At 63.5% G+C, this 26,437-nt stretch carries 24 protein-coding genes; 16 read left to right on the forward strand and 8 right to left on the reverse strand.

Annotation, left to right across the window (positions count from 1 at the left end; translation table 11 throughout):
* The first annotated feature begins 26 nt into the window (after window positions 1–26).
* The 8 genes from H4I92_RS11465 to H4I92_RS11500 all read left to right on the forward strand — a co-directional run bounded on the left by H4I92_RS11465 (window position 27) and on the right by H4I92_RS11500 (window position 9,873).
* Window positions 27–1,751: an autotransporter assembly complex protein TamA gene (locus tag H4I92_RS11465; protein WP_077530724.1), complete on the forward strand. Its 1,725-nt coding sequence runs from the start codon at window positions 27–29 to the stop codon at window positions 1,749–1,751.
* Window positions 1,751–5,509: a translocation/assembly module TamB domain-containing protein gene (locus H4I92_RS11470; RefSeq protein ID WP_077530725.1), complete on the forward strand. Its 3,759-nt coding sequence runs from the start codon at window positions 1,751–1,753 to the stop codon at window positions 5,507–5,509. The genes H4I92_RS11465 and H4I92_RS11470 overlap by 1 nt, the downstream gene beginning before the upstream one ends.
* Window positions 5,510–5,511: 2 nt before the next feature.
* Window positions 5,512–5,709, forward strand: coding sequence for a hypothetical protein (locus H4I92_RS11475; RefSeq protein WP_077530726.1), 198 nt, complete (start codon window positions 5,512–5,514; stop codon window positions 5,707–5,709).
* Window positions 5,710–5,800: 91 nt separating this feature from the next.
* Complete coding sequence (locus H4I92_RS11480; RefSeq protein WP_077530727.1) at window positions 5,801–5,977, forward strand: nitrate reductase; 177 nt, start codon at window positions 5,801–5,803, stop codon at window positions 5,975–5,977.
* A gap of 13 nt (window positions 5,978–5,990) precedes the next feature.
* Complete coding sequence (locus tag H4I92_RS11485; protein WP_077530728.1) at window positions 5,991–6,269, forward strand: chaperone NapD; 279 nt, start codon at window positions 5,991–5,993, stop codon at window positions 6,267–6,269.
* Window positions 6,266–8,770, forward strand: a complete 2,505-nt coding sequence (napA, locus tag H4I92_RS11490) for a nitrate reductase catalytic subunit NapA (RefSeq protein ID WP_077530729.1) — start codon at window positions 6,266–6,268, stop codon at window positions 8,768–8,770. Before H4I92_RS11485 ends, napA begins: the two co-directional genes overlap by 4 nt.
* Window positions 8,771–8,794: 24 nt before the next feature.
* A complete protein-coding gene (locus H4I92_RS11495; RefSeq protein ID WP_077530730.1) occupies window positions 8,795–9,289 on the forward strand; it encodes a nitrate reductase cytochrome c-type subunit in 495 nt (164 codons plus the stop codon).
* On the forward strand, window positions 9,286–9,873 hold the full coding sequence (locus tag H4I92_RS11500) for a NapC/NirT family cytochrome c (protein ID WP_077530731.1): 588 nt from the start codon (window positions 9,286–9,288) through the stop codon (window positions 9,871–9,873). The genes H4I92_RS11495 and H4I92_RS11500 overlap by 4 nt, the downstream gene beginning before the upstream one ends.
* Window positions 9,874–9,915: 42 nt before the next feature.
* Here H4I92_RS11500 and H4I92_RS11505 read toward each other — a convergent pair whose 3' ends face one another.
* Entirely contained in the window at window positions 9,916–10,599 is a 684-nt protein-coding gene (locus H4I92_RS11505; protein WP_077530732.1) for a sensor histidine kinase, read from the reverse strand.
* Entirely contained in the window at window positions 10,596–12,245 is a 1,650-nt protein-coding gene (locus tag H4I92_RS11510) for a tetratricopeptide repeat-containing response regulator (protein WP_077530733.1), read from the reverse strand. Before H4I92_RS11510 ends, H4I92_RS11505 begins: the two co-directional genes overlap by 4 nt.
* A gap of 192 nt (window positions 12,246–12,437) precedes the next feature.
* Here H4I92_RS11510 and smrA point away from each other — a divergent pair, with 192 nt between their 5' ends.
* The 6 genes from smrA to H4I92_RS11540 all read left to right on the forward strand — a co-directional run bounded on the left by smrA (window position 12,438) and on the right by H4I92_RS11540 (window position 19,325).
* On the forward strand, window positions 12,438–13,016 hold the full coding sequence (gene smrA, locus H4I92_RS11515) for a DNA endonuclease SmrA (protein ID WP_077530734.1): 579 nt from the start codon (window positions 12,438–12,440) through the stop codon (window positions 13,014–13,016).
* 25 nt (window positions 13,017–13,041) lie between these two features.
* Window positions 13,042–13,512 (forward strand): (2Fe-2S)-binding protein, encoded by a 471-nt coding sequence (locus H4I92_RS11520; protein ID WP_077530735.1) that lies wholly within the window; start codon window positions 13,042–13,044, stop codon window positions 13,510–13,512.
* Window positions 13,509–15,734: a xanthine dehydrogenase family protein molybdopterin-binding subunit gene (locus H4I92_RS11525; protein ID WP_077530736.1), complete on the forward strand. Its 2,226-nt coding sequence runs from the start codon at window positions 13,509–13,511 to the stop codon at window positions 15,732–15,734. The genes H4I92_RS11520 and H4I92_RS11525 overlap by 4 nt, the downstream gene beginning before the upstream one ends.
* A complete protein-coding gene (locus tag H4I92_RS11530) occupies window positions 15,727–16,719 on the forward strand; it encodes an XdhC family protein (protein WP_077530737.1) in 993 nt (330 codons plus the stop codon). Before H4I92_RS11525 ends, H4I92_RS11530 begins: the two co-directional genes overlap by 8 nt.
* Window positions 16,712–17,734 (forward strand): DUF3080 family protein, encoded by a 1,023-nt coding sequence (locus tag H4I92_RS11535; RefSeq protein ID WP_179105693.1) that lies wholly within the window; start codon window positions 16,712–16,714, stop codon window positions 17,732–17,734. The genes H4I92_RS11530 and H4I92_RS11535 overlap by 8 nt, the downstream gene beginning before the upstream one ends.
* Window positions 17,735–17,825: 91 nt before the next feature.
* Window positions 17,826–19,325 carry a DUF4397 domain-containing protein gene (locus H4I92_RS11540; RefSeq protein ID WP_077530739.1) on the forward strand — a complete coding sequence of 500 codons (1,500 nt, stop codon included), beginning with the start codon at window positions 17,826–17,828 and terminating at the stop codon, window positions 19,323–19,325.
* On the opposite strand, the gene H4I92_RS11545 is transcribed toward H4I92_RS11540, so the two are convergent.
* Genes H4I92_RS11545 through msrP form a run of 3 tightly spaced genes read right to left on the reverse strand, consistent with a single transcriptional unit; the run spans window position 19,318 to window position 21,361 of the window.
* Window positions 19,318–19,830 (reverse strand): SixA phosphatase family protein, encoded by a 513-nt coding sequence (locus H4I92_RS11545; protein WP_077530740.1) that lies wholly within the window; start codon window positions 19,828–19,830, stop codon window positions 19,318–19,320. The two genes, H4I92_RS11540 and H4I92_RS11545, sit on opposite strands and share 8 nt — an antisense overlap.
* A complete protein-coding gene (locus H4I92_RS11550; protein ID WP_077530741.1) occupies window positions 19,827–20,432 on the reverse strand; it encodes a ferric reductase-like transmembrane domain-containing protein in 606 nt (201 codons plus the stop codon). The genes H4I92_RS11545 and H4I92_RS11550 overlap by 4 nt, the downstream gene beginning before the upstream one ends.
* Window positions 20,432–21,361, reverse strand: a complete 930-nt coding sequence (gene msrP / locus H4I92_RS11555; RefSeq protein WP_077530742.1) for a protein-methionine-sulfoxide reductase catalytic subunit MsrP — start codon at window positions 21,359–21,361, stop codon at window positions 20,432–20,434. The genes H4I92_RS11550 and msrP overlap by 1 nt, the downstream gene beginning before the upstream one ends.
* Window positions 21,362–21,444: 83 nt before the next feature.
* On the opposite strand from msrP, the gene H4I92_RS11560 reads away from it, so the two are divergent.
* Window positions 21,445–22,434, forward strand: coding sequence for a cytochrome-c peroxidase (locus tag H4I92_RS11560; RefSeq protein ID WP_077530743.1), 990 nt, complete (start codon window positions 21,445–21,447; stop codon window positions 22,432–22,434).
* A 51-nt stretch (window positions 22,435–22,485) separates the two neighbouring features.
* On the opposite strand, the gene H4I92_RS11565 is transcribed toward H4I92_RS11560, so the two are convergent.
* Window positions 22,486–23,286 carry an SDR family oxidoreductase gene (locus H4I92_RS11565; RefSeq protein ID WP_077530744.1) on the reverse strand — a complete coding sequence of 267 codons (801 nt, stop codon included), beginning with the start codon at window positions 23,284–23,286 and terminating at the stop codon, window positions 22,486–22,488.
* A gap of 144 nt (window positions 23,287–23,430) precedes the next feature.
* On the opposite strand from H4I92_RS11565, the gene H4I92_RS11570 reads away from it, so the two are divergent.
* The gene (locus H4I92_RS11570) at window positions 23,431–24,372 is read left to right on the forward strand and encodes a calcium/sodium antiporter (protein WP_077531741.1); all 942 of its coding nucleotides are present in this window, start codon (window positions 23,431–23,433) and stop codon (window positions 24,370–24,372) included.
* 34 nt (window positions 24,373–24,406) lie between these two features.
* Here H4I92_RS11570 and H4I92_RS11575 read toward each other — a convergent pair whose 3' ends face one another.
* Window positions 24,407–25,633 (reverse strand): DEAD/DEAH box helicase, encoded by a 1,227-nt coding sequence (locus tag H4I92_RS11575; protein WP_077530745.1) that lies wholly within the window; start codon window positions 25,631–25,633, stop codon window positions 24,407–24,409.
* 209 nt (window positions 25,634–25,842) lie between these two features.
* The gene (gene mntR, locus H4I92_RS11580; protein WP_077530746.1) at window positions 25,843–26,319 is read right to left on the reverse strand and encodes a manganese-binding transcriptional regulator MntR; all 477 of its coding nucleotides are present in this window, start codon (window positions 26,317–26,319) and stop codon (window positions 25,843–25,845) included.
* Between the last annotated feature and the right edge of the window lie 118 nt (window positions 26,320–26,437).

Raw genomic sequence — 26,437 nt, forward strand, 5'->3', positions numbered from 1 at the left:
CGCTTCGGGGCTGATATCATGCGCTGATGATGACCCCGAAAGTTCTCCGGCTCCTCTTTCTCCCGCTGTTGATCCTGGCCGTGGCTGGCGTCCGTGCAGCGGAGCTTGAAATCACTGTTGAGCCGGAAAGCGACGCCCTCCACTCCAACATCCGTGCCCACGTGGGCGATCTCGGGAACCGGAACGCGGCATCGCTGCGACGTTTCGCCTCCCATGCCCGGGACAGTGCGGCAGAGGCCATCCGGGCACTGGGGTACTACGATGGCGATATCCGCTATCAGGTGGTGGAGGGGGACCCGCCGGTACTGCGTCTTGAGGTTGCGCCGGGCGAGCCCGTGCGCCTGACCAGTGTGCGCATTGAGGTTCGTGGCGAGGGGGCCGATCTGGAGGCTTTCGAGGTCCCGGAACGGTTGCGGCCCCAAGTCGGTGATGTCCTGAATCATGGGCACTATGAACAGGTTAAGCGCTTCCTGCGGGGGCGTGCCCAGACACATGGTTTCTTCGATGGCGAGTTCGTCACCCGGGAATTGCGGGTGCGACCGGATGAACACGAAGCTGAAATCCGGCTGCTGTATGACAGTGGCAAACGGTACAGCCTGGGCGAAGCCCAGTTCCCTGATGACAGCTATTTTGAACAGGATCTTCTTGAGCGTTTTGTGCGGTTTGAGCCGGGAACACCCTATCATTCGGATCGTGTGATTGAGCTCACCCAAGACCTGAGAGGCGCGGGCTATTTCAACGAGGTGCTCGTGGACGCCGATCCGGGGGCCGCCGAGAACGGCACGATTCCGGTGAATGTGACCGTGGATGAACGCACACGGCACTCACTGGGCACGGGTATTGGTTTCAGTACCGACGTGGGTCCCCGCCTGCGGGCGACCTGGGATCAGCATTACGTGAATCCCCAGGGTCATCGCCGCGGGGCGGAGTTCGAGGTTTCCCAGCCGCGTCAGAATGCCGGTGTCTACTATGAGCTGCCGCTCAATCCACCCATGACGGATTCACTGCGCTTCACCGGCTCTTACCAGAATGAAGACATCGAGGACACGCGTTCCCGCCGGATCAGCCTGGGGTCCCAGTGGCAGAGCGAGCTGGATTCCGGGTGGCAGCAGGTGGTTTCCCTGCGGCGCGAGGAGACCCGCTTCCGCGTGGGTGATGATCGCGAACAGCGCACGGTGCTGGTCCTTCCAGGGCTGAGCTACAGCTATCTCCACCGTGACTCCCCGGTTGATCCCTCGCGGGGGTATCGTTTCCAGATCGAGGGTTCCGGCGGCCAGCGCGATCTGCTCTCCGACATTGATGTGATCCACCTGGTGGCCTCGGCCCGGGGCCTGATTACTGTGGGCAACGGGCATCGTTTCCTCACCCGGGTGCGTGCCGGCGGTATTGGAACCAATGACTTTGATCAGGTACCACCTTTCCTGCGCTTCTTCGCCGGTGGCGACCAGAGCGTGCGCGGTTACGGGTACCGGACACTGGGCCCGACGGACGAGGACGGCGACAATATCGGCGGGCGCTTCCTGCTCACCGGCAGCGTGGAGTATCAGTACCCGCTGTCGAACAGCTGGCGCCTGGCGACGTTCGTGGATGAGGGCAATGCCTTTGATGATCTGGGGGAACCCCTGAAAACCGGTGTGGGCGTGGGCATCCGCTGGGTCTCGCCAGTGGGGCCAATCCGTCTTGATATTGCCCGGGGTCTGGATGAACCCGAGAACTTCCGCCTTCACTTCTCCATGGGGCCGGAACTCTGATGATGCGCCGCCGTGTTCTCTGGGCAGTGATCCTGTTGCCTGTAGTGGTCCTGCTGGCCGTGATGGCGGCGGCAGGCTGGCTTCTGTTCACCGAGAGCGGTGGCCGCTGGGCCCTCCAGAAGGCTCCCGGCCTGGAAGTGGTGGGCTATGAAGGCTCGCTGGGCAGTGCCTGGCGTGCCGAGCGCGTGGTCTATGACGACGGCCAGGGAACACAGGCCCGGGTGGAGAACGCGGAATTTGCCTGGTCGCCCGGGTGCCTGTTCACACTGGAACTCTGCGTGGACCGGCTCCATGCCAGCCGGGTGGCTCTATCCCTGCCCGAGGGCGAAGCGTCGGAAAGCGCCGGCGAAGCCATTGAGCTGCCCGCCGTTCGGCTGCCGCTGTCCGTATCCGTCGCGGATCTGGATGTGGGCCGGATTACATGGAACGACACGCTGGTCATTGAGGCGATTGAGTCCAGTGCCACACTGAGCAGCGGCACCCTCCAGCTGGATTCGCTGAGGGTGATCCGGGAGGGGCTTGATGCCAGCGCGGAGGGTTCCCTCGAAATGCGGGGGGACTGGCCAGTGGATCTGGCACTGGACCTGGTTTACGACACCGGCACGGATTTCCCGGGAGAACTGGATCTGACGGGGAAGCTGGCCGGAACGGTCACCAAGCTGGATGTGATGGCCCGTATGAGCCGCCCTTGGCAGGCGCGCCTTGAAGGCCGGGTCAATCCCCTTGAGCCCGGCGTTCCCGCCGAAGCCCGACTGACCGCCGAGCGTTTCGCCGCAACACCGGATCTGCCATCCCGCTACGCGCTGACGGATCTGGTGCTCGATGCCCGGGGTGATCTGGAGGAAGGCTGGTCGGTGGAGGGGGACGCGGTACTGGCCACCGAGCCCGGGCTCGATGTGTCACTGGAAGGGCATACCACCACCGGGAAGGCACGCATCGAGAAACTCACCGTCTCGGACGGCGAGGGCCGGCCGCGCTCGCTGGTGCTCAATGGGGGCAGGGTGAGCTGGACTGATGGACTCACCGCCAGTGGCGCGCTGGACTGGCACTATTTCCCCTGGCATCGGCTGGTTCCGGAGCTGCCCGGGGTGCCGGTGGCTGTGAGCGATGCCGACCTGGACTTTGCGCTGGAAGACGGTGAGTACAGTGGGCACCTGGACGCCCAGCTCTTCACCCGGGAAGGGCCCCTCTGGCTGCGGACACCGGTTGAGGGCGATTTCGGTCGGGCCCGTCTTGAGGGGCTGGGCCTGGCCAGTGCACTGGGGCGTGCCGCCGGTAATCTGGAGGTGGGCTGGTCCGGGGGCGTCGAGTGGCGTACCGACCTGGCGCTGGAGAATCTTCTCCCCGGTCGGCGACAACCGGAACTGGATGGCGTTCTCAGTGGCCGGTTTACAAGTAACGGCCGGATGACGGATGACGGCCCTGATGGGGGGGGATCGCTGGAACTGGCGGGCAGCCTTCGCGGCCAGGCGTTGTGGTTGAACACAGGGGTTCGCCTCTACGGGAACCACTGGGAAGTCCCGGCATTGGAGCTGCAGTTCGGTGACAACGGAATCCGGGGCTCCGTCCGCCAGACGGATCAGCTGCAGGCGGAGCTGGAATGGAATCTGCCGGTGCTGGCCCAGTTCTGGTCCGGCCTTGAAGGGCAGCTTAAGGGGCGCGCCAGTGGCCGCTACCTGCTCGGAGAGCCCAGGGGCACAATGTCTTTCAGTGCGCAGGATCTGGAGCTCGGGGACTATGGTATTGAGCTCAGAACGATGAAGGGCGAGGCGGATCTGGCCGACGACGGTGCGGCCCGGGCCCGTGTGGATCTCTCGGAACTGGAGGCCCGGGAACAGCGGTTGGAGTCCGGCCAGTTCCGCCTTGAGGGATCACTGGCTGATCATGAATTGGGTCTCTCCCTGCGACACCGCCAGGGGAGCCTGCGCCTGAGCGCGACGGGTGCCTGGAGCAGTGAAGGCTGGCAGGCGACGCTCAATGGCGGTGGCATTGCGCTTCCTGGCCAGCACTGGCTGATGGCGACGCCTGCCCGGTTAACGCTTGCCCGGGATGGCGAGGCCCATCTCGAGGCCCACTGCTGGCGCTGGGGCGGCGCCCGTCTCTGCACTGGTGACCAGCGACTCAATCCCGCACCTTCGCTGCGGCTGGGGATTGCCAATCTGCCAACCCGGGCCTTCCGGCCGTTCCTGCCTCCGACGTTCCGCTGGGAGGAAACCCTTAATGCGCATGCCTCCCTGGAGCTGGATGAGCAGGGGCCGCGTGGGCGGGCATGGATTGATGGCGGCAGCGGTCAGGTCGCGCTGCGCCGCGAAGTGGATCCAGCCAACCTGGACGCCGAGGTAGACGAGCAGGGGGGCGGTCAGGCCTGGCAGTGGCTGCCGTTTGAGTACAGTCAGTTGCGGCTTGCCGCGGATCTTGGCCCGGAACGCACGAGGGTTACCGCGGATCTCGCCGGTCCGGAGATCGGGCAGCTTGACCTGGATGCCGCGCTCAGGCCACTCGAGGAGGGCATGCCAGTGGACGGTCAGCTCAATCTTGAAGCGTTGGACCTGGCCCTGATCCAGCCCTTCCTGGATCTGGACACCGTGGAAGGACGGCTGGCGGGTCGCCTGGATGTCAGCGGGCCCGTGGCCGCGCCTTCCATGCAAGGGGAAGTCAACCTGTCAGAGGGTGAGATCCGCGACCCCCGGCTGCCGCTCCCCCTGTCCGAACTGGGGGCAACGGCGCGCATCAGCGGTACGGAAGCCAGCATCAATGGTGACTGGCGCAGTGGCGAGAAAGGCCGGGGCCGGGTTGAAGGCACGGCCAGCTGGGCCGATGGGCCGAGGGCGGAGCTTTCCCTGGTGGCTGAATCGCTGCCGGTGAGTGTGCCGCCTTACGCGGAGCTGACGGTGTTCCCGGACCTGATGTTGCGTTACGGAGAGGCGGGTGTTGGTGTCTCCGGCCAGGTCCGGGTTCCCTCTGGCAGCGTGGTGATTGAATCCCTCCCTGAATCCGCGGTTGGCGTGTCCGGCGACGCCGTGGTCGAGGGCGAGGAGCCTGACGCCGGCCCCATCCCGCTCTCCCTGGATCTGGACGTGCGGATCGGAAAGGAACGCTTGGACTTCAATGGTTTCGGTGTGACCGGGAACCTGGAAGGGCGCCTGAACCTGGCCGACGACATGGTGGCCAATGGCAACCTCAACCTGCGCAACGGCCGCTATCAGCTCTACGGGCAGGATCTGCGTATCCGCCGCGCCACACTGCTGTTCTCCGGGCCCATTGACCGGCCCTTCCTGGACATCGAGGCGGTGCGGATCGTGGACGATGTAACGGCCGGAATACGGATTACAGGCCCTGCCGACGAAGCGCGCTCCGAGATTTTCTCCGAGCCGCCAATGAGCCAGCAGCAGGCACTGGCCTATCTGACCCTGGGTCGGCCACTGGAAAGCGAGGGCGATAGCTATGCCATGGAGCGGGCGGCGATCAATCTCGGGTTGGCCCGCACAGCACCGTTGACTCGCGAGATCGGTGAGCGTGTGGGGATCGATGATCTGCAGCTTGAGACCGAGGGGAAGGGCGAGGATGCCAGCGTGGTGGCCTCAGGCTATCTGACGGACAAGCTGAGTCTGCGCTACGGCGTGGGCCTGTTCCAGCCGGTCAGCCGCATGGCGCTGCGTTACGACCTGTCGCGCAGCCTCTATCTGGAAGCCGCCAGTGGTCTTGCAAGCTCTCTCGATCTATTCTATCAAACAGATTTCGGCAAACCGGGAGACTGACCATGCTTGTCCATGGCGACCAGATCCGGCTCACGCCCCGGGAGCGTCGGGTGATCCGGCGCCTGACCGGCATTGACCCCCATTTCATCCACAACCGGGAAACCCTGATCCGTTTCCGGGATCAGCACCTGCAGAGTTACCCCACCGATACCCCCCAGATCCGACTGGTCAAACTGCTGCTGCGTCGTAACCTTGTGTAGCGTCTTCCCAAATATTGATTTTTCGCAATGGCCGTGATAGCCAGTGGTGATTAGATGGAATCACGATGCGGCAATAATAAGAGAGGCGCTCATGACGGACCCGGCTCAGGTGCCTGAAGAAGACCGCAGAAAACACGAAATCGGGCTCTTCCTTTTCCTGATCGTTTTTCTGTTCCCACTGGTGACCTTCATGGTCGTTGGCGGCTATGGCTTCGGCGTCTGGATGTTCCAGGAGCTGATGGGCCCGCCCGGCCCGCCTGCAGGCTAGTGGGAGCCCTGCCATGACAGACGAGATCCATATCGCGAGCCTTCTCCTGCAGGTGGCCCCGCAGTCCCTGGACGCTCTGAGCCAGTGGGCCGAGGCCCGCCCGGACGCGGAAGTCCGCGGCACAGACCCGGCTGGCAAGCTGGTGCTGATCACCGAGAGCGAGGGCCGCCAGCCCATTCTTGACCTGATGGATGCCTGCCGGGAGCGCCCCGGCGTGTTCACCGTCAATCTCATCTACCACGAAATCCTGAACGCGCACGAAGCGGATCAACCGGAGGAAATCCAGCCATGACCATGACACGTCGGGAATTCGCCAAGGCCAACGCCGCCGCGGCCGCCGCTGCTACGGCCGGGATGGCCATCCCGGCCGGCGCCAGTAACCTGATCACCAATCAGGAGCTGACCTCCCTGCGATGGGACAAGGCCGCCTGCCGTTTCTGTGGCGTGGGCTGCAGCGTCATGGTTGGGACCCGGGGAGGGCAGATCGTGGCCACCCACGGTGACAACCAGTCCGAAGTGAATCGGGGGCTCAACTGTGTGAAGGGCTACTTCCTCTCCAAGATCCTCTATGGGAAGGACCGGCTGGAACAGCCCATGCTGCGCAAGCGTGATGGCCAGTACCACAAGGAAGGCCAGTTCGAGCCGGTGTCCTGGGACGAAGCGCTGGACGTCATGGCCGAGAAGTTCAAGACGGCCATCCGCGAGCATGGCCCGGACAGCGTGGCCATGTTCGGCTCCGGCCAGTGGACCATCTGGGAAGGCTATGCCGCCTCCAAGCTGATGAAGGCAGGCTTCCGCACCAACAACATCGATCCCAACGCCCGCCACTGCATGGCCTCGGCCGTGGGTGGGTTCATGCGTACCTTCGGGTCCGATGAGCCCATGGGCGTGTACGACGACATCGAGGAGGCGGACGCCTTTGTGGTCTGGGGTTCCAACATGGCCGAGATGCACCCGGTGCTCTGGACCCGTGTGACGGACCGGCGCCTGTCGTTCCCGGACACCGAGGTTGCCGTGCTCTCCACCTTCGAGCACCGCTCCTTCGACCTGGCGGACAACGGCATGGTCATGCATCCGAACGCGGATATTGTCATCCTCAACTACATCGCCAACCACATCATCCAGTCGGGCAACGTTAACCGGGACTTCGTGGATAAGCACACCAAGTTCGCCCGCAACGTGACCGATATTGGTTACGGGCTGCGGCCCGAGGATCCGCGCCAGCAGGAGGCCGAGAACGCGGACAACCCCAACAGCTGGTCGGACATGAGCTTCGAGGAGTTCCGCGAGCACGTCATTGAATTCACCCTCGAACGCGCCGCCCGTGAGTCCGGGGTGCGGGCAAGCCAGCTTGAGCGCCTGGCCCAGCTTTACGCTGATCCCGAGCGTAAGGTCATGACCTTTTGGACCATGGGCGTGAACCAGCACACCCGGGGCGTCTGGGTGAACAACCTGATCTACAACCTGCACCTTCTCACGGGCAAGATCTCGGAACCGGGCAACAGCCCCTTTTCTCTGACCGGCCAGCCCTCCGCCTGCGGCACGGCGCGGGAGGTTGGCACCTTCGCCCACCGGCTGCCGGCGGACATGGTGGTGGCCAACGCCGATCACCGTAAGAAGGCGGAGAAAATCTGGAAGCTGCCGGAAGGAACCATTCCATCGAAGGTCGGCTTCCATGCCGTGGAGCAGAGCCGCCAGCTGCGCGACGGTAACCTGAAGGTTTACTGGACCCAGGTCACCAACAATATCCAGGCGGGCCCGAACTCGGCCCAGGAGACCTATCCCGGATGGCGCAATCCGGAATCCTTCATCATTGTCTCCGACATGTACCCCACGGTGTCAGCCCAGTGCGCGGACCTGATCCTGCCCACCGCCTCCTGGGTGGAGAAGGAGGGGGCCTTCGGCAACTCCGAGCGCCGGACCCAGTTCTTCTACCAGCTGGTGAAGGCGCCGGGCGATGCCCGCTCGGATCTGTGGCAGACAGTGGCGCTTTCAAAGCGCATCCGCGTGGACGAGGTCTGGTCCGAGGAACAGCTCCAGAAGGCGCCGGAACTGCGGGATAAAACCCTGTTCGACATTCTGTTTGCCAACGGCAACGTGGATGCCTATCCCACAGACCAGATGCGCGAGGGTTACCCGAACCATGAATCCGAGGATTTCGGGTTCTACATCCAGAAGGGCATCTTCGAGGAATACCGGAACTTCGGCGAGGGCAAGGGTAAGGACCTGGCGCCTTTTGACACCTATCACGAGGTGCGAGGCCTGCGCTGGCCGGTGATTGACGGCGAGGAGACCCGCTGGCGCTACCGTGAGGGCTATGACCCCTATGTGGAGGAAGGCACCGGCTGGCAATTCTACGGCAATGACGACAACCGTGCCCGCATCTTCGCTGTGCCTGATGAGCCGCCGGCCGAGAGCCCGGATGAGGAATACCCCATGTGGCTGTGTACTGGCCGGGTCCTCGAGCACTGGCATACCGGCTCCATGACCCGCCGGGTACCGGAGCTGCACCAGGCCGTGCCGGATGCGCTGGTGTACATGAACTTCGACGATGCACGGGAACAGGGCATGCGTCGTGGCAGTGAGGTGCGTGTGGTCAGCCGTCGGGGTTCCGTCCGCGCCCGGGTCGAGACGCGGGGGCGCGTGTCTCCGCCCAGGGGGCTGATTTTCGTGCCCTTCTTTGACGCGGGCAAGCTGATCAACAAGGTCACGCTGGACGCCACGGACCCCATCTCCAAGCAGACCGACTTCAAGAAATGCGCGGTCCGCCTGGAACTTGTGAACCTGGCTTAAGGCACCGGAACAGAGAGGCCCATCATGAAAAGCTTCATCACGACCGTAACCCTTCTGGTGCTCACCGTTCTGGCCATGGGCGTGGCGGCTGAGAAGACGACGGATGCGCCCAGGCCGGATGGCCTGCGTGGCGCCGGCTACAGCGCAACGCCGGCGGCTCCGCCCATCGCCGGCGTTACCGACCGCAAGGGGCGCGAGGAACGCAATTACCCGGAACAGCCGCCGGTGATCCCTCACAGCATTGAGGGCTACCAGCTGGACAAACGCTTCAACCAGTGCCTGGACTGCCACAGCCGCAGCGCCTCACCTGAGAGCGGGGCCCCCATGGTGAGCATTACCCACTTCATGGACCGCAACAAACAGGTGCTGGCGGCGGTTTCACCGGACCGTTACTTTTGCACCCAGTGCCATGTGCCGCAGACGGACGTGGACCCCCTGGTGGAGAACCGCTTTGAAACGGTGGATGAAGTGCTGCGGCGGCTGGCCGAAGAAGGTGACGGCCAGGGAGGCGCGGAATGAAACAATGGTTGTGCTACTACTGGCGCCTGCTGTGGCGGCCTGCGGCGACCATCAGCCTGGGGGTATTGGTGCTGGGTGGATTCATTGCCGGGATCATCTTCTGGGGCGGATTCAATACCGCCATGGAGGCCACCAACACCGAGCAGTTCTGCGTCTCCTGCCACGAGATGCGGGACAACGTCTTTGAAGAACTCAAGGGCACCATCCACTACAACAACAGCTCAGGGGTTCGTGCCACATGCTCGGACTGCCACGTGCCTCATGAGTGGACGGACAAGGTTGCCCGCAAGATGGAAGCGTCCAAGGAGGTCTGGGGCTGGCTCTTCGGCACCATCAATACGCCCGAGAAGTTCGAGGCTAAGCGCCGCGAGCTTGCGGAGCGCGAATGGGCCCGCCTGGAGGCGAACGACTCACTGGAATGCCGCAATTGTCACGAGTTCGAATCCATGGACTTCACCCGCCAGAGCCCCAGAGCGGCAGAAGCGCACTCCACCGCCCTGGCAGGGGATGAGGCTACCTGTATCGACTGCCATAAAGGGATCGCCCACGAGCTGCCGGATATGTCCGGGGTCCATAACCGATAGAAAGGCAGGGATCACGAACAGGAAAGCCGCATGGAGGCGGGCCTAGGGCAGCCAGAGCTCGAACACACTGCCGCCGAGCTCGCCGCCGTTGCGCAGGCGGGTGAAGCCCTGCCGGCCGCCGGCTGTGTGCATACCGGCCATGCGTTCCGCAAAGTAGAGCCCCAGGTTGGTGCTGCCGGTACTGAAGTCGATGCGTTCGGTGCCGGAGAAGTCCACCTCCAGCATGTGTTCCGGGTAGCCCGGGCCGTCGTCTTCCACGCTCAGTACCAGCCAGCCATCGTCGGCACGGGCGTTCAGATGAAGCTGGCTGCGCGCGTAGCGGATGGCGTTATTGATGACGTTTGTCAGGACGCCACTGACGAGTTGTGGGTCAAAGTAGCCTTCCTCCGCGTCCGCCTCGGTGTGAACCTCAAGCGAGATCCCCAGCCCCTCCAGCAGTCGCCAGTGATGGGCCTGCTGTTCATCGAGAAATTCGTTAACCATCTGTTCCTCAACGGCGGCCGAGAGTTTTTCCTCGGACAGTCGATAGAGGCTCAGAAGCTGGACCAGGTCGCCGTGCACCCGCTGGGCTTCATATTCGAGGGTGGTGAAGGGGCGGGAGCCGCGCACCTCACTGTCGACCGAGTCACGCACCTCGTCCAGCGAATTCAGCAGCATCCCCAGGGAATTCTTCATGTCGTGGACGGTTGAGGCGAGCACCGTGGAAAAGTCGAGTTCATTGCTCATGTACTGCTCCCGGATTTGAGATCCGCAATTTTCTTTTTCAGGAACTGGTAGCGTTTGTACTGTTTGTGCTGAGGCGGCAGATGGCTGAGCTGATCAAGGCAACTCGCGCAGCGCCGGAGCATGCTTGGGTCTGAACTTTTTCCGTCCTTCTCCGCGTGCTTGAGCAGCACCTGGACCAGGTTGAGGTTCAGGGCCGGATGCTGGGGCACCAGCTCCAGTGCCTGAGTGAATGAATCCGCGGCCTGACCCAGCTCACCGCTCTCAAACGCCTTGATCCCTTCCTTGTTGAGTGCCCGGGCCTGGTTCTTCTTGTGGAAACTGACGGGTTCATCCATCAGTTCCTCAATGGCCTTGATGATCTCCGGATCATCCTGGCAGCGTTCCGCGAGCCGGTTGAGAACCCGCTGGGCAGCACCATCATCCTGCTGGGTGTAGAGGGCCCGGGCGTAATCCAGGGTCTGCTCCGGGGTCATGGTCTCCGGGTCCAGTTGATCACTGACGCTTTCAAGCGCCTTGCGGCTTTCGTTCATCCGGCCCTGGCCGGCGTAGACCCGGGCGGCTACCAGCTGTTTCTGGGTCTTTGCGGTTTCATCGTCCTTGAAGCGGCGCCCCATGTTGTGCAGCGCCTTGAGGGCCTCGTCCGCGAGCTGTTTGCCTTCGCTGGATGTGTTGCCGTCGCTGAGCTCGGACAGGGTGCGGCCCAGGCCAAGGTAGTTTTCCGGGCTGTCGTGGATGGAGTTGTCGCTGAGCTTGACGGTGGCGCGCCAGGCGTCAGCGGCCGTATCCATATCCTGGTTGCTGGCGGCGATGCCGGCGAGCTGTTTCTGGCGCAGGATGGCCAGCGGCGAGATCTCAACCGCCTTTTCCACCACCTCCTGGGCCCTGCGGCTGTTGCCCTTGCGTTGGAGGGCGTCCGCCAGCGCATCGTAGGCCTCAATGTAGTCGGGATTACTCTCGATCAGCGTCTCGAAGTGGCTGATGGCCTCGTCCAGAGCATTGCGGGCGAGTGCAGCCCGGCCCATGCCCATGCGGGCCCAGGCCAGCTCTCGCCCTGTCAGCACCTCTTCATAGATGCCGCGTGCCTGGTCGGGGGTGCCCCGCTGCAGGTAGAGGTCGCCGAGGATCTGCATGACGCGGTTGCGGTAGCGGGTTTTTGTCTGCAGCAGCTGTTCCGCCTGGCTGATGGCTTCCGGCAGGTCCTCCTGGTCGAGGGCATGGTTGATGGGGTAGAGGGCATGGCGCTGGGCCATCAGGGCATCCATGCGTTTCTGCAGTACAGCCTGGGTGATGGGTTTGATGATGTAGGTGTCGGGGTGGTATTCGCGAGCGCCCATCACGATCTCCCGCGAGGTCTCCGCCGTCACCAGCACAAACAGTGAGGTGTGGCGCAGGAGCTTGTGATGGCGCAGTGCTTCCAGCACCTGCTGGCCGGTCTTGCCGGAGCCCAGATTGAAGTCGCAGATCAGTACGTCGTAATGATCCTTGGTGCACTTGGCAATGGTTTCGTTGCCGTTGGCCGCCATGTCGATCTTCTCGGCGCCAAAGCTGCTCAGCATCTGACGCATGGACTTGCGGAAGTTCTCGAAGTCATCCGTGATCAGAAACCGCAGCTTCCGGTAAAGGTGATAGCGCTCGTTCTCATCCATCGGCTCTGGGCCCGTATCAGTGGTGGCAACACATGGGGGTGCTGTTCAAATTAGTCGACCCCCGTTCATCCCTCAACAGATCATGTACCCACATGACATAAAATAACGCGATGGGCGTCGTTTCCCTGCTTTCAGGGCGGGTGGTAGAGTACCGACGAACCCTTCTCCAGTTGATCCAGTTGAGGGCCTGCTATGACCACGAAGGATGAACGCCTTCAGTTCCTCGAGGCCATGGGGGATGTTGAGCCGATCCGCAAGCCGGACCGCGCGGATCTCGATGGGGGGCGTCAGGTTACCCCGGGGCAGCTGGAACGCCAGCGGGCCGCCGTGCTTGAGAAAACCCGGGACCGTAACCCGCTGACCGCCACGGATGTAGCCTGGTTGGGGCCCCAGGATGAGCTGAGTTTCAAGCGGGACGGCATCCAGCATGGCGTTTTCAAAAAGGTACGTCTGGGGCAGTACCCCATTGAAGCACAGCTGGACCTGCACCGGATGACCGTGGATGAAGCACGCCAGGAGGTGTTCAACTTCATCCGCGAATGCCTGCGCCGTGGCGTGCGCTCGGCGCTGATCAAGCATGGCAAGGGTGAGCGTAATCCGGACCGCATCGCCACCATCAAGAGCTACGTCAACCAGTGGCTGCCTCAGCTGGAAGACGTCATGGCGTTCCACTCCGCGCAGCCAAAGCATGGTGGCACCGGGGCGGTCTACGTGATGCTGCGCAAGAGTCCGGAAGAGCGGGAACGCAATCGAGAGCGGTTCAGTAGCTGATGGGCCACGGTAACGGGAGTGAACAATGACAATAACGGTCAGGGTGAATGGCACCGAGCAGTCGGTGGATGCCCCGGAGGATACGCCCCTGCTGTGGGTACTGCGCGACTGGATGGGGCTGAAGGGGACCAAGTTCGGTTGTGGCATCGGCCAATGCGGGGCCTGCACCGTGCACATTGATGGCAGCGCCGAACGAAGCTGCATAACGCCGGTCGCCAGGGTGGCCGGTGGCGAGGTGTCGGTTACCACCATTGAGGGCCTTGCCGATGAGGACAGTCTCCACCCGGTACAGGAGGCATGGCTTGAGCACAATGTGCCCCAGTGTGGTTACTGCCAGTCCGGGCAGATCATGAGCGCCGCCGCGCTGCTTGACCAGGAGCCGGCTCCGGATGATGAGCGGATCAATGAGTTCATGGCCGGCAATCTCTGTCGCTGCGGTACCTATCCGCGCATCCACGCCGCCATCCGCTCCGTTGCGGATGGGGGGGCCTCATGAGTGAGGTATCCCGGCGCGAACTGTTCCGCCTTGGTGCTGCCGGATCCGGGGCTCTGGTACTGGGCATGGTGCTGCCCGGCTGTGCCACGGCTCCGGATGAGCGGGAACCCACCCGTGTCGGGGCCTGGTCGCCCAACGCCTGGCTTGAGATCGACCCCCAGGGTGGGGTGGCGTTCACCCTTGACCGTGTGGAGATGGGGCAGGGGACGGTCACCGGCATTACCACCCTGGTGGCGGAAGAGCTGGCTGTGGCGCCCGAGAACATTGAAGTGGTCTTCGCGCCCGTGGGCGATGCCTACATCAACCCCCAGTACGGTCTGCAGGTAACCGGTGGCAGCGCCAGCGTGCGCACCAGCTGGCAGCGGGTGCGCGAGGCCGGTGCCCGGGTGCGGGCCGTGCTGCTGGCCTCGGCTGCGGAGGTCTGGCAGGAGCCGGTGGCGTCACTGACAACCGAGGACGGCCATGTGCTGCACCCGGACGGGACCCAGCGGCTGGCCTACAGGGAGCTTCTGGAAGTGGCGTCACGCCAGGGCATGCCCGAAAAGGTCACGCTGCGCCGCCCGGAGGACTTCCGATACATCGGTAAACACAACCGTCGCCTGGATGCCCTGGCCAAGGTCACTGGGGAGGCCCGCTTCGGTATCGACGTGGAACTGGAGGGGATGCGCTATGCGGTGGTTGCGCGGCCCCCGGCCATTGGCGCACGGCTTGTCTCCTTTGATGATTCCAGGGCCCGGCAGCTGCCCGGTGTGATCGATGTGCTGGCCATCGAGCGCGGTGTTGCCGTGGTGGCGGAAAGCTACTGGCAGGCCATGAAGGCACGGGAGGAGCTGAGCATTGAATGGGACGAATCCGACGCGGTGAAGGTGACCCAGGACTCGGTGTTCCGCCAGTATCGTCAGGCGGCGGATGACAGCGCCGGCGATACCGAGCGCAACGAGGGGGATGCCGCCCGGGCGCTTGAGAACGCGGATCAGGTTCTGGAGGCCGAATACGAGGCGCCCTTCCTGGCGCACGCCACAATGGAGCCCCAGAACGCCACTGCCATGGTGACGGACTGGGGGTTGGAGGTATGGGCTCCGACCCAGGGGCCTGATATGGCAAGGATTGCGGCGGCACGTACCAGTGGCTATTCCCCCGGTGAGATCAGGGTGCACACCACCTTCCTGGGCGGCGGCTTCGGTCGGCGCCTGACCCAGGAGTACGTAGAGGAAGTGGCGGAGATCGCCAGCCAGAGAAAGGAGCCCATCAAGCTGGTATGGTCCCGGGAGGACGACATCCGGCATGATGTCTTCCGCCCGGCGATGCTGCACCGCTTCCACGGCGCTCTGGCTGACGGGCGCGTCAGGGCATGGGATCACCAGATCACGGGCCCGCTCATTTTTGACTGGTTCGCCCGCAACGCGGCCGCCGCCCAGTACCCTTGGGCGCCACGCATGTTCTACAACACCCTGGCTTCTGTGGGTCGCCTGACCGAGGATACCTTCCTCACGCCCAAGGACCATTCCGCCATTGAGGGTGCTGTGGATGTGCCCTATGCCGTTCCGGACCTCCAGGTACGCCATACCCACTCCGATGCAGGCGTGCCGGTAAGCTACTGGCGCTCCGTCGGCCATTCCCACAATGGCTTCGCGGTGGAGACCTTCATGGATGAGCTGGCCCACCGGGCCGGTGAGGATCCGGTGGCCTTCCGCCTGCGTCACCTGGAAGACAGCCCCCGGCACCGTGACGTTCTGGAGCGGGCCGCGGAAGCCGCTGACTGGGGTGCCCCCCTGCCCGACGGGCGCGCGCGCGGCGTGGCCCTACACCGCAGCTTCGGTACCTTCGTGGCGCAGGTGGTGGAGGCCGGCATTGAGGACGGTGCCATCCGCGTTCACCGGGTAACCTGTGCCGCAGACTGTGGCCGCATGGTGAATCCGGATATTGTGCGGATGCAGATGGAAGGCGGGATTCTGTTCGGTCTGACGGCAGCCCTCTACGGCGAGGTGGACTGGGATGACAACGGTCGCCTGGAACAGAGCAACTTCCACGACTACACGCTGATGCGCCACGACGAAACGCCGGAACTCAACATCCTGCTGGTGGAGAGCGGAGAGGAGCCGCAGGGCGTGGGTGAGCCGGGCACGCCCCCGGCGATACCGGCCTTGGGCAACGCCCTGTTCGCGCTCACCGGTGAGCGTCAGCGCCGAACTCCCTTCCGGGCGGGGAATGCCGATGCCTGAGGCAAGTCAGGATCCGGCTTCTTCGGTCATAGAGCATGTCAGCCGCTGGCTGGCCCGTGGCGAGCGGGCCTGGCTTTGCACGGTTCTGCGTACCTGGGGCTCCTCCCCCCGGCCTCCGGGATCCATGCTGGCGGTCAACGCCGCCGGTGAGTGGTCGGGCTCGGTGTCAGGTGGCTGTCTTGAGGAATCCCTGATCCGGGAGGTGGTGGAAGGGGGCGAGCCTCTTTCCACAGCCCCGAGGCTCGTGGACCACGGTGTAACCGAAGAGGAGCAGGAGCGCTGGCGGTTACCCTGTGGTGGCCGCATGCGGCTGGTGGTGGAAGTTCTGGAGCCGGATCGCCATGCCGGGCCGGTTGCGCGGGTGCTGGATGACCTGGCCGAACGTCGGGCCGTCACCCGGCGCGTGGACTGGAGCAGCGGCGACTGGCAGTTTGCGGGTGCCTCCGTGCCGGAGCGCATCGAGGAGCATGAACAGGAGTTCCTGCACACCATAGGTCCGCGCTCACGCATGCTGATGATCGGGGCGGGGGAAGTGGCCCGCTACGTTGGGCGGATGGCCCTGATGAATGGCTTCAGCGTTGCGCTCTGCGAACCACGCCCGCTGTTCCTGGAGGGCTGGGAGGAGCCGGGCATTGAGTGCCATGCCTGCCTGCCGGACGACCTCATCCAGCGCGACTTCAATGATGCGCACTGCGCGATCCTGGCGCTCGGGCATGACCCGCGCATTGATGACATGGGCCTGCTGGCCGCGTTGGAGACCAATGCCTTCTATATTGGCGCCATGGGGTCACAGCGCACGGCCGCCCAGCGGCGGCAACGCCTGTACGAGCTGGGCGTGACGGATTCCCGCATGGGGCGTATCCATGCGCCCATTGGCTTCAGCATCGGCAGCAAGGCGCCGCCGGAGATCGCCGTGGCGACCATGGCGCAGGTTCTGGCGGAGCGCTATCGGCTGCTCCACCGAGTCAGTCGGTACGATGTGTAAGCCACTGGCCCGCGTTCTCTTCCCGGTTCTGTTGCCCCTGGCGCTGGCGGGTTGTTGGCCGGGCGGGGCGAATAACTCCCGGGCGGAGACCTACGTTGATACCCTTTCCCGGGCGCTCAGTGTGTCGCCTGAGCGCTCCCGCATCCCCACGGTCGAGCCCCTGCCACGCCCCCGTGAGCGCCGGCTGGAACTGCCGGAGCTGGACATGGGGCTGGTGGATTTCCTGTCCCTCTACGGCTGTGAACTGCAGGTGGTGATTGGTGAACGGACCAGTGTTCTGGGGCGTGTGGCGCATCCGGGCACGCGCATGGAATACCATCTGCGTTTTCTTGCCGCCGTGGATGCCTGTCTGCCGAAGATTGACAGCGATTCCCGCACCGAGGCCCTGAAGAAGGCGCGTGAGGCGCGGGCGGACTCATTGCCGCTGGCACTGTGGAATGGCACCTGGGGCAGTGATGAGATGGCCGAGCTGGTGAGCCGTTCCGGCGGCCGCTTGCCGGAAGCTGTGCCGGAGCAGGCGCTGGAGCGGCTTATTGAGAGCCTTTCCGGGGCTTCATCGATGCTGGCCTCCGTGGAGCCGGGCAGGGTGCCGGAGGGGCTTGCCGCCATGACGGACCGCTACCGTCAGTGGCGCAGCGAGCCGCGCTTCGGGCAGTTGCTGCGCAGTGCCGAGGCGCTGCAGACGCGTCTTGGCGATGGTGCGGGCATTCTGGAGCGTGCCCTGGCGTCGGCGGAGGGCTGCCCCATGGAGAGCGGGGCGGTCGCGTTCTACCGTGAGCACTATCTGGATGGGCTGGCATCCCGTGTCCAGCGGGTGCGCTACTATGGCCGCCGCATGGCCCGGGCCCTGGAAGCGCTGGTCGAAGCCACAGGCGCGTCGCCTCCCGATGCCATGTCCCCCTTCATCGACCGCAATCTACGTACCCGGCACTCCGACAGTGTCTGGCATGACCTGGACGGGGCGGTTGAGCGCCACGCCCGTGCCTGGAACCGCCTGCTCGCACGCTGTGACTGATCCCATATCCGGAGTGTGAGCGGGTCGCTTTTGCCGCTTTCCGGATCCTGTTACAACCGCTGCTGAACCTTCATGGAACAGGATGAACGCCATGGAATCGCCTGCCAGGGCCGCACTGCTGGTGGCCGTGACGCTGGGGCTCAGCGGCTGCTTTGAGAGCCAGAAAGACGAAACCTTTGAGGACACCGTGTTCGGTGATGATGTGGACGTGCGCGTGCTCCATGCCGTGACGGACGCGCCCGCCCTGCGCCTGGAAGCGGGTGGCGAGGTACGGGCGGAGACGCTGGATTACGGGAAGGTTGCTACCTTTACCCTGCCGGCCCATCACTATCGTTTCGAGGCGTCGGGCTATACCGGCAGGGAGGCGCCTGAGCCCCTTCTGGACAACCTTGAGGGTAATCTTACCGAGGGGATGCGCCATGATCTGCTTCTGGCCGGTTCGTTGGCCGATGACAACGCCCGCGCCATCCTGCTTGAGCAGGATGACGAGCCCTTTGATCCCGAGGACGAGGAGGACGAAGAAGAAAACGGGGACGGGGAAGAGGAAGGTGACGGTGAGGCGGATTCAGACGAGGATGAACCAGACAGGGATGTCCGCTTCCGCGCGGCCCACCTTGTCCCCGACACCGGGGCTGTTGATCTGTATCTGGGCGACGATACCTCTGGCAGCCCGGATGCGACCCTCTCTTACGGTGATGCCAGCGAGGCCATCCGGGTTGAGTCGGGCGTCTACCGGGTTCAGATCACCCCTGCCGGTGGCAGCGATGTGATCTATGACAGTGACCCTGTGCTGGGCTGGGAGACAGGGGATGATCTGCTGCTGGCCGTGACGCCTGCTACCGGTGTACGGGGGGCGGATGACAGTGACCTGTCGCTGATTGAGGTGGATGGGGAGCAGAGTCGGCGGATTCCGGATAAGCGGCAGCGGGCTGAACTTGCCCTTGTTAATGCCTCGGGAAACAGCGTGGACTTTGCGGCACAGGACGACACTTTTTCCCGGACCGACATAGCTTCAATTGGGCAGGAACCCGATGGCGGCGGTTATGTGCCTGAGATTGCAGCGAGGAACTACAGCGTTGATTTTGAGGTGGGTAATGACACTTGCGATTACTGCTACGGCATTGGGCTGAAGCAGGGCAATGCGGGAACGCTGGTGCTCAGAGAGCTGCCTACGGATTCGACCGAATCAGCAACTGCTTCCTTTCTGACCAATGATGCCCGACCGGTTGCAACGAATGCACGTATGCGCATCGCCAATGCGGCTTCTGAGCGGCAGGAAGCCCTGGATGTTTACCTGATTGAGTCTGGGTGTGGTGCAACCAACTCTCTGCCGGAGGAAGGGGTGATCCCTGAACCCATCGTCAGCGGTCTGCGCTACCCGAATCGAAGTCCAGTATTTCCGGTGCCTGAAGCGCCTGGAGACGGGTACCAACTGGTCGTCACAACGCATGGGAATCCGGATAAAGAACTTTTGTGTGAGTCCGTGGGTCCGGAAATTCGGGGGATCCATGAACTGATTCTGGCACAGGAACCTGAATCGGACGGAGGCGACAATCCCCTGGAACTGATCCGGGTTGGAGGTGTCAGGTAGCCTGCCAGGGCTTCTTCGGGGTGTCGTAGACCAGGACGCGCCCCGTACCTGGACTGACGTCCCCCCAGGACCCTCCTTCAAACGCCATCCGGAAGACCGCGCAGGTGGGGAGGTTGTCGGTGTGCGGGCCGGCCAGAAGGTTGGCCAGATCCGTCAGGTCCGGGTTGTGGCCGACCAGCCAGACCTCCCGTGCCCGATCCGGCAGGTTCCGGATGGTGTCGAGCAGTCGGTGGGTATCCGCCAGATAGAGGCTGCGCTCGAAGCGGATGTCCGCCTCCGGAAAGCCCGTGCCCTGGGCCAGTACCAGTGCTGTTTCCCGGGCGCGCCGCGCGCTGCTGGCAATGAAACGGTCCGGGTATTCGCCGCGTGCGGCCATGCGCCGTGCCATCTCCGGTGCGTCCCGCTCGCCCCGTTCATTCAGGGGGCGGTCAAAGTCGCTGAGGCTGGGGTCGTCCCAGCCGGACTTGGCGTGGCGTATCAGCGTCAGTATCCGTTCTTCGCTCATGTTTCAGCACTCCCCGGACGGCGCCTCAGTGCGCCGATGATTCTGTAGGCCAGGAGAACCGCCAGAATCGACGCGCTGAGAAACGTGGGCCATTCAAGCACCTTCTGCACCATGGCCTGATGGATGACGCCACCGATGGCAGCGGCATAGACCAGCCTGTGCAGACGCAGCCAGTGTAACAGGCCCATCCATTCCCGTGCCCGCCGGAACGAGGTCAGAGCCAGGGGGGCCAGCAGCACCAGGCACAGGAGGCCGAGCTGCAGGTGGCGCTGTTCTGCCAGTTCCGAACGGATCAATGCCGCATCGCCGCCCATGTCCAGAAAGCTCCAGGCCAGCGCATGCAGCACCAGATAGGCAAAGGCCCAGAGTCCGGCCTGGCGCCGCAGGACCAGCGGCAGGTAGCTGCCCGTGAGCCGGCTCAGCGGGGACAGGGTCAGGGTCAAAAGAAGGGCGCCCAGGCCGAGGTTGCCCAGCCAGTGGATCAGCGCCTCCGAAGCCATGAAGCCCAGCTGCCCGGTTTCCCAAGCCCAGGCCAGTGCCGCCAGCGGCACCGTGCCCGCTACCAGTCCCGTCAGCTTCAGGATGCCAGTAAGCCGTGGCATCAGAAGTGTTTCTCCAGATCCATCCCCTTGTAGAGGTCCGCCACTTCCGCTTCGTAACCGTTGAACATCAGTGTCTTGCGCCGCCCGGTCTCTCCAACCCGGCGCTCCGTGGCCTGGTGCCAGCGTGGATGCTTCACGTTCGGGTTCACGTTGGCGTAGAAGCCGTACTCCTCCGGCCGAACCGCCTGCCAGCTGCTGGTGGGCTGCTCCTTCTGGAGCCGGATCCGGACCACTGATTTGATGCTCTTGAAGCCATACTTCCAGGGTACGACCAGGCGTATGGGGGCGCCGTTCTCCTTCGGGAGAGGGTCGTCATAGAGGCCCACCGCCATGAGAGTGAGCGGGTGCATGGCCTCATCCAGTCGCAGCCCCTCGCGGTAGGGCCAGTCGAGCAGATCCTCCTTCTGCCCCGGCATCTGCTCCGGGTCATGGAGTGTCTCGAAGACCACAAAGCGTGCCTCGGAGGTGGGCTGTACCGCCTTCAGCAGTTGCCGGAGCTCAAAGCCGATCCAGGGTATGACCATGGACCAGGCTTCCACGCACCGCAGGCGGTAGATGCGCTCTTCCAGCTGGAAGCGGTTGATCAGATCCTCCACGGCAAAGGTTCCGGGGTTGTCGACCAGGCCTTCCACGCGCACCGACCAGGGGTCGGTCTGGAGCTGATGGGCATGCTCGCGCGGGTCGTCCTTGGCGGTGCCGAACTCGTAGAAGTTGCTGTAACCGCGTATGGCGTCCATGGGCGTAGGGGAGAGGTCCTGCCCGAAATCCGTCTCTGTCACGTCTCTGAGCTCCCGGGCCATAAGTGCCGGACTTGTGCCAATGCCGCCCAGGGCAATTCCGGCGGCCATGCCCTTCATCAGTGAACGGCGCTGCTCAAAAACGTGCCTGGGCGTGATCTCGGAGCTGGGTGGCCGTGGATAACGGTACATAACTGTTGACTTAAATCATGGTTAATTTTCGGGGTTCAGGGTTTGAATGGAATCGTCTCAAAAGTGACAGATCCGGAGGGATCATGCAAAAGATAACAGGACGCATTCTCGTTCTTGCAGCTCTGCTGGGCTGCCTGACACTGACTGGAACGGCAGTGGCCGGTGACGGTTACGGCGACTACCGGGACCGCTTCGAGCCGCTGCCGGCACTGCCTCCGATCCCGGAGGACAACTCACTGACCCCGGAGAAGGTAAAGCTGGGCAAGATGCTCTTCTTCGAGCCCCGGATCTCATCCAGTGGCGTGATCAGCTGTGCCACCTGCCATAATCCCGCCCTGGGCTGGACGGACCGCATTCCGAGGGCCACAGGGCACCAAGGGCAGGTGGGTAAGCGCAATACGCCCACAGTTCTGAATTCCGGGTTCCTGGACGCCCAGTTCTGGGACGGCAGGGCCGAGGATCTGGAAGAGCAGGCGCTGGGCCCCATCGAGGCGGATGTGGAGATGGCCATGGACCTTGATGAGGCCATTGATCGGCTGGAGGGCTTTGATGTCTATCGCACGCTTTTCGGCGAGGCATTCAGCGGTGAGCAACCGATCAACAAGGAGAATGTGGCCAAGGCCATAGCCACGTTTGAGCGGACCCTTAATACTCCCAACTCCCGTTTTGACCGTTATCTGAGGGGCGACCTTCAGGCGCTCAATGAAAAGGAAAAAAAGGGTATGAAGGCGTTTGTTGATACTGGATGCATCGCCTGCCATCGTGGTCCGGCGCTGACGGACAGCAATTACCACCGTTTCGAGGTTCCCGGTTCCACAGATGAAGGCCGCTTTGTGGTCACCGGCAATGAGTCGGACAAGTTCAAGTTCAAGACGCCGACCCTGCGCAATGTCGCCGTGACCTACCCTTACTTCAACAACGGCAGCGTCGAGGAGCTGGACAAGGCGATTGAACTCATGGCGGACCAGATGCTCAACCGTGAGCTGTCGGATGAGAAAGTGGAGCAGATCGAAGCTTTCCTGCACACGCTGACTGGCGAGATGCCCGAAGTCAGCTTCCCCGCCCTTCCTTGAGGGGCATTGCGCCGGAGCAGCTCCTGCTCCGGCCTTTTTGGTGAGATACTCTCATTTGCGGTTCTTGGTCATCTGGAATACCAGTTCGGGTGAGACCCGCTTGAGCCACAGTGCCATCATTTCCCGGCCTTCGCCCACCGGGATCTCGCGTTTGCCTCGGCCCAAGGCACTGATGATGACGGCCGCGGCCTTGTCGGAATCCATGCCACCGGCATTGTCCTCATCCGCCTGACCAAAGGCGCTGCCGTCCGCCGCCAGTGAGTTCTCCGCAACGGCGGTTGCAACGAACCCGGGCACGATGGTGGAAACCTGTATGCCTTCGTCCTCGACTTCCGCCCGCAGTGCGTCAAAGAAGCCCATGACCGCGTGCTTGGCCGCACAGTAGCCGGTGCGCAGGCGCACGCCGACCTTGCCGGCCACGCTGGAGGTGACCGCGATATGGCCGCGGCCCCGCTCCAGCATGTGGGGCAGGACGGCCTTGGTCAGCGCGATCTGGCCCATGACATCCACATCCATCAGCCGCTGGTAGACGGAGAGGTCCGTGTCCCGGCAGAGCGAACGCTGGGAAACCCCGGCGTTGTTGATCAACAGGTCGATCTGGCCGAAGTGTTCCAGAACCTGGCTGGTCTTGCCGGAGGCTGTTTCAAGTTCGGCGACATCCAGGGGCAACACCATGATGGAACTGCGGGGCAGGCCCATTTCACTGTCACAGCGCTGTGCGACTCGCTCCAGTTCCTCCTCGCGCCTGGCGGAGAGGACGAGCCGCGCCTGCTGGCCGGCAAACGCCAGGGCCAGTGACTCGCCGATTCCCGATGAGGCCCCGGTGATCCAGACCACCTGATGCTTGAACATGCATTGCTCCTGCTGGTTGGTTTTTTGGTGTTCAGCAGGCAGGAGTATGGATCAGTCCCGGGCCGGTTGCTACGTGAGGTTCTGGCCTGTATACCTGAGTGACATGCACATTTTGGGGGGCTAAGCGCTTTGGTGACGGATCTGATGCTGATCGGGGTTGGCATAGTCCTGCTCGCCAGCGGCGGGGAGCTGTTGATCCGTGGGGCGCTGACGCTTGCGCAGCGGCTGGGCATCTCACCGCTTCTGAGTGGGCTGGTGGTGGTCGGTTTTGGCACCTCGGCGCCGGAACTGGTGGTGTCACTGGATGCCGCGCTGTCATCCCGCCCGGATATTGCCGTTGGCAACGTCATCGGCAGCAATATCGGCAACATACTGCTGATCCTGGGGGTGAGTGCCACCATACTGCCGCTGGTCTACCAGCCCATGGCCCTGCGGCGGGACGCAGTTGCCATGCTGGTAGCCACGGTTGCGGTCATGCTGCTGGCTGCCGAGGGCACACTGGGTGCCGTGCAGGGAGCCGTTATGCTGGCGGGGCTGGCCGGCTACCTGATCTGGGCCTATACCACCGAAAAAGACAGCCAGCTGCCCGCGGGTGAGCTGCATGCTGCCGAATCCGCCGAAGTGACGCCATTACCGGCAGGACCGGGCACGACCCTGGTGATGCTCGCGGTGGGCCTCGCTCTGCTTATCGGCGGTTCACGGGTCCTGCTGACAGGAGCAACCAGTATTGCAACAGAACTGGGTCTTTCGGAGGCTCTGATCGGGCTGACGCTGGTGGCGGTGGGCACTTCCCTGCCGGAACTGACGGTTTCGGTCATGGCGGCGATCCGGCGTCACGCGGACGTGGCCATTGGCAACATCCTGGGCAGTAACATCTTCAACATTCTGGGCATTCTGGGGGTGTCCGCGCTGGTCCAGCCATTGCCGCTGGCATCGCGCATGGCTTGGTTTGATCAGTGGGTCATGCTGGGTTCGGCGGTACTGCTGACGCTCTTCCTGGTCAGCGGGCGGCGATTGAGTCGCCTGGAGGGGGTGGTGCTGTTGATGGGGTATGGCGCCTACGTGGCCGTAGGCGTCAACCTGTAGGGGGCGTGCCCCCTACACCGGAATTAATCCGGGTTTAACGACGGCGCGGGGGACCGTTGCGGCCTGCGCCGGGGCGGCCACCGCCACCGGGGCGTCCGCCACCGCCGCGTTTCGGGGCCGGGCCGCTCTTCTGGACCGGCTCGAAACCGGCTTCCACGCCCGCGGGGATCTCGCGGCTGACCACCTTGCGGATGCTGTTGAACTGGCCCTTTTCCTGACCGCTGACAAAGGACACGGCGGAGCCGCTCTCGCCACCACGGCCGGTACGACCGATGCGGTGCACGTAGTCGTCCGGGTTGTCCGGCAGGTCGTAGTTGACCACGTATTCCAGCCGGTCGATGTCGATCCCGCGTGCTGCCACGTCCGTGGCGATGAGAGCGCGCACATTCTCGTGCTTGAACGCCTTCAGCGCCTTGTTGCGCGCGCCCTGGCTCTTGTCACCGTGGATAGCCGCGGAGCGGATGCCGTCGGTCTCAAGCTGCTTGGCGAGCTGGTCGGCGCCGCGCTTGGTGCGGGTGAAGACCAGCACCTGGCGCCAGTTCTGGGTGCCGATCAGGTGCGTCAGCAGTTCCCGCTTGCGACCGCCATCCACCATGTAGGCGCTCTGGTCGACCTTCTCGGCGGTGCCGTTGCGCTCACCGGTCTGGATGAGTTCCGGCTCGTTCATGAACTTGCGTGCCAGCTTCTGGATGGGCTCGGAGAAGGTGGCGGAGAACAGCATGGTCTGGCGGGCATCCGGCAGCGTACGGGCGATCTTCTCGATCGCCGGCAGGAAGCCCATGTCCAGCATGCGGTCCGCTTCGTCGAGAACCAGCACTTCAATGTCAGACAGGTTCACGGTGCCGCGTTCCATATGATCCATAAGGCGGCCGGGTGTGGCCACGAGGATGTCCATGCCGCTCTTGAGCTGGCGGATCTGCGGGCCAATGCCGGCGCCGCCATAGATGGCAACGGAGCGCAGGGGCAGGTGACGGCCGTAGACGCGCACACTGTCTTCCACCTGGGCGGCGAGCTCACGGGTGGGCGTGAGTACCAGGGCGCGCGGGCGGCCGCCCTGGGACTTGCCTTCGGAGAGCTTCTGCAGCAGCGGCAGTGTGAAAGCCGCGGTCTTGCCGGTGCCGGTCTGGGCACTGGCCATCAGGTCGCGGCCAGCCAGTGCAGCCGGGATGGACTGCTGCTGGATTTCGGTGGCCTGGTCATAACCCTGTTCCTTGATGGAACGGTTCAGTTCAGCCCGCAGGCCGAGGGAGTCAAAGGACATTCAGTCTTTCCTGTTCAATACGCCAGAGCGGGTGTTGCCCGATGCCCCCGTAAACAGGGAAGGGCAGATTGTCGGCTTGTCGGGAATGGCCCTGGCAATATGCAGTCCGCGATAAGCGTGCGGAGACCAACCGGCGAAACTGGGGTCGTCTGGACGACCGGGGAAGGCGGAGGGAACAACGCAGGGCGGTACCCTACCATGGGTGCGGGTCAGTCGCCACCCTTTTGTTTCAGGGTGAACTCGCGCATGATCCCCAGCGTTGTCTCGCTGACGTGATGTTCCATGCCTTCGGCATCGATACGGGCCGTGGCGTCATCCACTCCCAGGCTTCGCAGGAACTGGAGCACCACGCCGTGGCGCTTGCGGGATTCCTCGGCCATGGCACGGCCGCGCTCCGTCAGGAAGATTGATCGGTAGGGCTCGTTGGTGACCAGCCCCTGATCGTTGAGCCGCCTTATCATGCGGGCAACAGTGGCCTGGCGAACGCCCATTCGGGCGGCGATGTCCGTGGCCCTTGCTTCACCCGCATGATCCAGCAGGTCCCCGATGAGCTCGACATAATCCTCGATCAGCTCGGTCTCATGGGCGTCCCGCACGGCGGCATACTGGCGTGCGTGCTGCTCGGGGGGTGGCAGGTTCGTATCCTGTTCGGACGTGTCGGGCCGATTGTCGGAGTAGGTTGGCATCAGGGCAGTCTAACCAACTGCCAGGGGCTCCACAATATCCATGCTGCAAAGTTTAGCCTAGGCTAAAAATGTTTGCGGTAGCGTCAAAAGTTTTTGTAAACTACAAAGCAGTACGCAA

Source organism: Vreelandella halophila (genome assembly GCF_019903425.1).
GTDB lineage: Bacteria > Pseudomonadota > Gammaproteobacteria > Pseudomonadales > Oleiphilaceae > Halospina > Halospina halophila.

Bases quoted from the DNA above. Each gene is read 5' to 3' on its own strand.
- H4I92_RS11465 (WP_077530724.1), top strand. From the start codon at position 27: ATGATGACCCCGAAAGTTCTCCGGCTCCTCTTTCTCCCGCTGTTGATC.
- H4I92_RS11470 (WP_077530725.1), top strand. From the start codon at position 1,751: ATGATGCGCCGCCGTGTTCTCTGGGCAGTGATCCTGTTGCCTGTAGTG.
- H4I92_RS11475 (WP_077530726.1), top strand. From the start codon at position 5,512: ATGCTTGTCCATGGCGACCAGATCCGGCTCACGCCCCGGGAGCGTCGG.
- H4I92_RS11480 (WP_077530727.1), top strand. From the start codon at position 5,801: ATGACGGACCCGGCTCAGGTGCCTGAAGAAGACCGCAGAAAACACGAA.
- H4I92_RS11485 (WP_077530728.1), top strand. From the start codon at position 5,991: ATGACAGACGAGATCCATATCGCGAGCCTTCTCCTGCAGGTGGCCCCG.
- napA (WP_077530729.1), top strand. From the start codon at position 6,266: ATGACCATGACACGTCGGGAATTCGCCAAGGCCAACGCCGCCGCGGCC.
- H4I92_RS11495 (WP_077530730.1), top strand. From the start codon at position 8,795: ATGAAAAGCTTCATCACGACCGTAACCCTTCTGGTGCTCACCGTTCTG.
- H4I92_RS11500 (WP_077530731.1), top strand. From the start codon at position 9,286: ATGAAACAATGGTTGTGCTACTACTGGCGCCTGCTGTGGCGGCCTGCG.
- H4I92_RS11505 (WP_077530732.1), bottom strand. From the start codon at position 10,599: ATGAGCAATGAACTCGACTTTTCCACGGTGCTCGCCTCAACCGTCCAC.
- H4I92_RS11510 (WP_077530733.1), bottom strand. From the start codon at position 12,245: ATGGATGAGAACGAGCGCTATCACCTTTACCGGAAGCTGCGGTTTCTG.
- smrA (WP_077530734.1), top strand. From the start codon at position 12,438: ATGACCACGAAGGATGAACGCCTTCAGTTCCTCGAGGCCATGGGGGAT.
- H4I92_RS11520 (WP_077530735.1), top strand. From the start codon at position 13,042: ATGACAATAACGGTCAGGGTGAATGGCACCGAGCAGTCGGTGGATGCC.
- H4I92_RS11525 (WP_077530736.1), top strand. From the start codon at position 13,509: ATGAGTGAGGTATCCCGGCGCGAACTGTTCCGCCTTGGTGCTGCCGGA.
- H4I92_RS11530 (WP_077530737.1), top strand. From the start codon at position 15,727: ATGCCTGAGGCAAGTCAGGATCCGGCTTCTTCGGTCATAGAGCATGTC.
- H4I92_RS11535 (WP_179105693.1), top strand. From the start codon at position 16,712: ATGTGTAAGCCACTGGCCCGCGTTCTCTTCCCGGTTCTGTTGCCCCTG.
- H4I92_RS11540 (WP_077530739.1), top strand. From the start codon at position 17,826: ATGGAATCGCCTGCCAGGGCCGCACTGCTGGTGGCCGTGACGCTGGGG.
- H4I92_RS11545 (WP_077530740.1), bottom strand. From the start codon at position 19,830: ATGAGCGAAGAACGGATACTGACGCTGATACGCCACGCCAAGTCCGGC.
- H4I92_RS11550 (WP_077530741.1), bottom strand. From the start codon at position 20,432: ATGCCACGGCTTACTGGCATCCTGAAGCTGACGGGACTGGTAGCGGGC.
- msrP (WP_077530742.1), bottom strand. From the start codon at position 21,361: ATGTACCGTTATCCACGGCCACCCAGCTCCGAGATCACGCCCAGGCAC.
- H4I92_RS11560 (WP_077530743.1), top strand. From the start codon at position 21,445: ATGCAAAAGATAACAGGACGCATTCTCGTTCTTGCAGCTCTGCTGGGC.
- H4I92_RS11565 (WP_077530744.1), bottom strand. From the start codon at position 23,286: ATGTTCAAGCATCAGGTGGTCTGGATCACCGGGGCCTCATCGGGAATC.
- H4I92_RS11570 (WP_077531741.1), top strand. From the start codon at position 23,431: ATGCTGATCGGGGTTGGCATAGTCCTGCTCGCCAGCGGCGGGGAGCTG.
- H4I92_RS11575 (WP_077530745.1), bottom strand. From the start codon at position 25,633: ATGTCCTTTGACTCCCTCGGCCTGCGGGCTGAACTGAACCGTTCCATC.
- mntR (WP_077530746.1), bottom strand. From the start codon at position 26,319: ATGCCAACCTACTCCGACAATCGGCCCGACACGTCCGAACAGGATACG.